The sequence below is a fragment of the Amycolatopsis rhizosphaerae genome (assembly GCF_007713715.1).
Lineage (GTDB): Bacteria > Actinomycetota > Actinomycetes > Mycobacteriales > Pseudonocardiaceae > Amycolatopsis_E > Amycolatopsis_E rhizosphaerae.
The window spans coordinates 1-4926 of record NZ_VJWX01000523.1 but is presented as its reverse complement, the minus strand read 5'-3'; the positions used below and the strand labels follow the sequence as shown (position 1 = coordinate 4926).

The 4926-nt window shown below is 69.0% G+C and carries 6 protein-coding genes; 3 read left to right on the top strand and 3 right to left on the bottom strand.

From position 1 onward, the window contains the following. Positions 1–141 precede the first annotated feature (141 nt). The 3 genes from FNH05_RS32190 to FNH05_RS32175 all read right to left on the bottom strand — a co-directional run bounded on the left by FNH05_RS32190 (position 142) and on the right by FNH05_RS32175 (position 2915). Positions 142–687: a hypothetical protein gene (locus tag FNH05_RS32190; RefSeq protein WP_144592614.1), complete on the bottom strand. Its 546-nt coding sequence runs from the start codon at positions 685–687 to the stop codon at positions 142–144. Between the two features lie 404 nt (positions 688–1091). Continuing rightward, positions 1092–1676, bottom strand: a complete 585-nt coding sequence (locus FNH05_RS32180) for a DinB family protein (RefSeq protein ID WP_144592613.1) — start codon at positions 1674–1676, stop codon at positions 1092–1094. Between the two features lie 99 nt (positions 1677–1775). Continuing rightward, positions 1776–2915 carry a C40 family peptidase gene (locus FNH05_RS32175; RefSeq protein WP_425458507.1) on the bottom strand — a complete coding sequence of 380 codons (1140 nt, stop codon included), beginning with the start codon at positions 2913–2915 and terminating at the stop codon, positions 1776–1778. Between the two features lie 135 nt (positions 2916–3050). Here FNH05_RS32175 and FNH05_RS32170 point away from each other — a divergent pair, with 135 nt between their 5' ends. The 3 genes from FNH05_RS32170 to FNH05_RS32160 all read left to right on the top strand — a co-directional run. Then, positions 3051–3863: a biotin--[acetyl-CoA-carboxylase] ligase gene (locus tag FNH05_RS32170; RefSeq protein ID WP_144592612.1), complete on the top strand. Its 813-nt coding sequence runs from the start codon at positions 3051–3053 to the stop codon at positions 3861–3863. Between the two features lie 35 nt (positions 3864–3898). Then, positions 3899–4444 (top strand): PH domain-containing protein, encoded by a 546-nt coding sequence (locus FNH05_RS32165; protein ID WP_144592615.1) that lies wholly within the window; start codon positions 3899–3901, stop codon positions 4442–4444. A gap of 3 nt (positions 4445–4447) precedes the next feature. Beyond that, on the top strand, positions 4448–4926 hold a 479-nt coding region (locus FNH05_RS32160; protein ID WP_483964239.1), incomplete at its 3' end, for a beta/alpha barrel domain-containing protein.

The window sequence follows — 4926 nt, the reverse complement described above, 5'->3', positions numbered from 1 at the left end:
TCCTGCGGAACGAGCGGGCGCCCCTGCCGAACTACCCGACCCCCGCCGACATCCCCGCGTTCCTCCGCGACCACAAATGACGTTGTGCTGCACGGGTACGGCGGCGGTCTGGGTCCCGGGGCAGCCGAAGATCGCCAGTGCTCAACGACGGCGATCGGCGATCTCCATGGCCCAGCCGTAGAACTCCGCCAGGTCGCCGAGCGCGGCTTGGATGCCGGGGGCGACGAGGGGGCCGGTGGCGGCACTGAGGAGGTCGTACAGGTTCAGGTCGACCCATTCCCAGAGCATGCTGTCGAAGTTGTAGGCATGCATGAGCGGGGTGAGCCGACGGCGGATGCCGGCGGCTTCCTCGCAGGACAGCCCGGCTTGGCGCAGCCGGTTGTCGGTGGCCTGTACGTGTTCAGGACTGAATTCGGTGTCGAGGAACGGTTCGAGCAGGTCCGACCAGATGTCGAGCCGCTGTTTTCCGGCGATGTCGTTCCGCAGGCAGAACTGCTTGAGTTCGGCCTGTTGCTCGTGCGGTACGAACAGGGTTTCGCCGAGTGTGGTCCGGATTTCGGGCCGCCAGAGTTCCCAATCGGCGTCGCGGATCTGTCCGGCCGTGAGGGTCCCGGTGGGGTGGACAGTGGCGCCCGGGAAGTCGTAGCGGAGGAAGAGGATGCGGTCTTCGCCGAAACTGACTTCCATCCGGTCATCATGATCGCTCGGCGCGTCCGGGGGAAGCCGTCGCGCCGTGAGATCGAACGCCACCGCCCGGCCTTCAGCGAGCCGCGCGACCGAGGGCGGCGACCTCGAAGGAATAGTCCGCCGAACGCTTCGATTTGCCACGCGCCCGCTCGTCGTAGGTGAGGTGCCGCCAACCCGACCCCAACCCCGGGGCCTCCGGTGTCGGTGACGGCCAGTGCCGTGTCCTCGACCTGCACCATGCCGGTCCACGTCGAGTTGATCGAGGAAGTGCTGTTCTCCGTCATGCGGCCACTGTCAGCGTGTGGCCTGACATGGCCACCCACGCCGCGTCGGGCCAGGACGCCACCGCCCATGAGCCGTGTCCAGCGAACTGGTGGAGTGACGATATTCGAACCATGCGGTATTCACCGTCGTTCGATGGCTGCTTTCGCGGCCCGCTCGATCTCCGCGGTCCGGGTTTCCCAAAAGGCCGCGTCGCGCCGTGGGTTCGTGTATCCGGCTGCCGTCCCTGTCGCGCCGTCGAGCTGTTCACGCAGGATGTCGGCGTGTCCGGCGTGCCGACTGGTTTCGGTGAGCATGTGAACCAGCACGTTGAACAGCATGACGTTGGGGCGTGGCCACCATGGCACGTGGCCCGGAGCGTCGATATCGAGGGTGGTGATCGTCGTGTCGGAGTGCTCCCAGACGCGTCGGTAACGGTCGACGATCTCCTCGCGCGTCTCGTGCTCGGTCGCCCACATGTCGGTGCCGCGTTTCCCCGCGTCGTCCCATCGGGGTAGGGGTTCGGGGAAGGGCCGGTCGAAGACCTCGCCGAAGTACCTGGACTCCGACACCGACAGGTGCTTGACCAGGCCGAGAAGGTTGGTTCCCGTCGAGGTCAGGGGTCGGCGGATGTCGTATTCGCCGAGCCCGTCGAGCTTCCAGAGCATCGTCTCGCGGATCTCTCGCAGATCGCTGTGCAGGTACTCTTTCGCGAAGTCGTCGATCACGGGGCACGAGTCTGTCATGCGCCGCCGACGGACATCGTTGCATCCACACCGGTAGGCCCACGTCAACTACACGCCATGTCGGATCAGATGTCACGAATCCTAAATGGCCGGGCGGGCCGCGCCCGCGTAGTCGTCGCCCCGGACGTGGTAGGTCGCGATCTGGATCGCCATGCCCTCGGTCGGCGCGTTGATCATCATCCCGTTGCCGAGGTACAGGCCGACGTGGTGGATGAAACCGGCGGGATTGCCGTAGAACACCAGGTCGCCCAGCTTCGGCGCCTCCGCCGCTGGGACCGCGGGCTGTGAACGGAACTGCGAGTCCGCCGTGCGGGGCAGTGCGACGCCGGCGCTGTCGTAGGCGGCCTTGGTCAGACCCGAGCAGTCGAAGCCCGCGGCGCCCGCTTCGGGGCCGTTGCCGCCCCACACGTAGGGCAGGCCCAACTGGTCGAGGGCGAACCGGACGGCGCGGGTCGACGGGGCCGACGCGGTGCCCGGCGCCACCGAGAGCGCGGCGTACAGCTGGGCGTTGCCGAGCACCTGCTGGCGGAACAGGTCCGAGCGACGGTAGTTGTCGATCGCCTTCCACCAGCTCTGCCCGGCCTGCAGGTCGGTGCCCCCCGCGCACAGCACGCGTCCCGCCGCCACGGCCGCGTCGTCGATGTCCTGGACGTCGCCCGCGCCGCGGCCACGGGCCCATTCCTGCTGGGTCAGCTGCAACGGCCCGCTGCGCTGGTCGCTGGCCGCCTCCCCGGCGGCGCCCTGCAGGGGGACCGGTCCGAGCGGCCTGGTCAGTGTGCCCGCCATGGTGAGGCCGTCGCCGCCGAAACGGCCGTGGTCGGAGCTCGCCTTTCCGATACCCGCCAGCGTGACCCACGAAAGGTGGCAGTTCGGCTGTTCCTTGCGCAGCGTCAGCTCGCCCAGGGCGTATCCGACGAGCGCGCGTTCGGGGATGTCCAGTGGGCCGCTCAGCCCCGCGGCCCAGCGTTCCAGGTCGCTCTTGCCCTGCTGCTGCGGCGCCTGTGCCTGCACGGGGGCGCTCGCTTCGAGCACCGACGGCCCCGCCGCGCCCGCCGCGTTGCCGCCGGGCTGCTGGGTTTCCCCCAAGGGGGCGACGGTCCCGGTGGCGACCGGGCGCTTCGGCTCCACGAGCAGCCAGCCACAGGTCACCAGCGCGGCGACCATGATCACCGCGATCATCGCGCGACCCGCGGCGGCACGCCCCCAGTGGGGGAAACGGATGATCACCCGCCCAACAGTAGGAGAAAGCCGCCGTCGTTCCACGCACTACCCAACGAACTGCGCAGGCGGAAGTTATCGGGTTCCCGCCGCCCCGGCGAGCCAGCCGGGGCGGGAGAGGGCCTTTAGGCTCCGGTTATGGCTGAGATCGATGTCGCGCGGTTGCGCGCGGAACTGACCGGGCCGTACGCGACGGTGGACGTGGTGGAGAGCACCGGCTCGACCAACGCGGACCTGCGCGAGGCGGCCGTACGGGGTGCGCCGGACCGCACCGTCCTGGTGGCCGAGGAGCAGACCGCCGGGGTGGGCAGGCGCTACCGGCACTGGGTCTCGCCGAAGGGATCCGGCGTCTACCTGAGCATCCTGCTGCGACCCACTGAAGTCGCTTTCTCGCACGTGGGCTCGCTGGCCATGGTGGCGGGTCTGGCGATGCTGGACCTGACCAGGGAACTGGGCGTGGACGCGGTCCTGAAATGGCCCAACGACGTGCTGGCCGGTCCCGACCGGGGGAAATGCGCGGGAATACTGGCCGAGTCGGTGGCGAGCGAGGAACTCGCCGTGGTGCTGGGCATCGGGGTGAACGTGCGCCCGCTCGGCGAGGACGTGCCGCCCGCGGCGGGCGGGCTGCGGCCGACCTCGCTGGAAGAGGAGGGCGCGAGCACCACCGACCGCACCCTGATCACGAAGATGCTGCTCTCCGCGTTCTCCGAGCGGGAGCGGCGCTGGCGTGCCGCGGGCGGTCACCTGGAGCGGGCGGGCCAGCTCGAGGACTACCGCGAGCACTGCGAAACGCTGGGCAGGAAGGTGCGCGTCCTGCTGCCCGGCGACACCACTCTCGTGGGCACCGCGCGGGACATCGAACCCGGTGGCGGGCTGGTGGTGGTCACCGAGGACGGCCGTGAACACTCGGTGCTCGCCGGGGACGTGGTGCACTTGCGGGCGGTACCTTGAGCGCACGGCAGACCGACGATCGGAGCGTGTTTCAAGTGGCCTACCCCGAGGAGCTGCTCAGCGACAACGAGCAGGTCATTGTGCACAGCCATCCGCATTTCAAGATGCTGATCTGGCCGGTGTTCTGGCTGATCGTGACGCTCGCGGCGGGGGGCTGGCTGGCCACGCTGACCGGTGGGCTTGCCGCGCCCTGGCACGACGTGAGCCTCATCGCCGTCGGGGTGGTCGCGCTCATCCTCGTCTGCTGGCTGTTCCTCGCCCCGCTGATCCGGTGGCGGACCACGCACTTCATCGTCACCACCGACCGCCTCATCGCCCGCGAGGGCGTGGTGAAGCGGACCGGGATCGACATCCCGATGACCCGGATCAACAGCGTCCAGTTCGAGCACGGCCTCGTCGACCGCATCTTCGGCTGCGGCACCCTGGTCATCGAATCGGCCTCCGACGAACCGCTGCGGTTCGATGACATTCCGCACGTCGAACGGGTCCACACGGTCATCTACCGTGAGGTGAACGACAATCCGTACGACGATTTCGGATCGGCCGAGGACGGCCGTCCGCGGACACGAGGCAGGCGCTGATCAATGGGTGCTCGGGAACTGGGACTGCCGCAGCGGGTTTCCGCCGGAGGACTGCCCGCGCGGGTGACGATCTGGGAGGTCGGTCCCCGCGACGGCCTGCAGAACGAGAAGACCATCGTGCCGGTGGAGGTCAAGCTCGAATTCCTCGACCGGCTGGGCGAGGCCGGGCTCTCCGTGCTGGAGGCCACGAGCTTCGTGTCCCCGAAGTGGGTGCCGCAACTGGCCGACGCCGAGCAGTTGCTCGACGGGCTGAACCGGCGTCCGGGTGTGCGGTATCCGGTACTGGTGCCCAACGAGCGGGGGCTCAAGCGTGCCCTGGACGCGGGCTGCCGTGACCTCGCGATCTTCGGCAGCGCCACCGAGACCTTCGCCCAGCGCAACCTGAACTCCACCGTCGAGGACCAGTTCGCGATGTTCGAACCGGTGGCCGCCGGGGCGCGGGAGGCGGGCGCGACCGTTCGCGGTTACCTGTCGATGTGCTT

Bases quoted from the DNA above. Each gene is read 5' to 3' on its own strand.
- FNH05_RS32190 (WP_144592614.1), bottom strand. From the start codon at position 687: ATGGAAGTCAGTTTCGGCGAAGACCGCATCCTCTTCCTCCGCTACGAC.
- FNH05_RS32170 (WP_144592612.1), top strand. From the start codon at position 3,051: ATGGCTGAGATCGATGTCGCGCGGTTGCGCGCGGAACTGACCGGGCCG.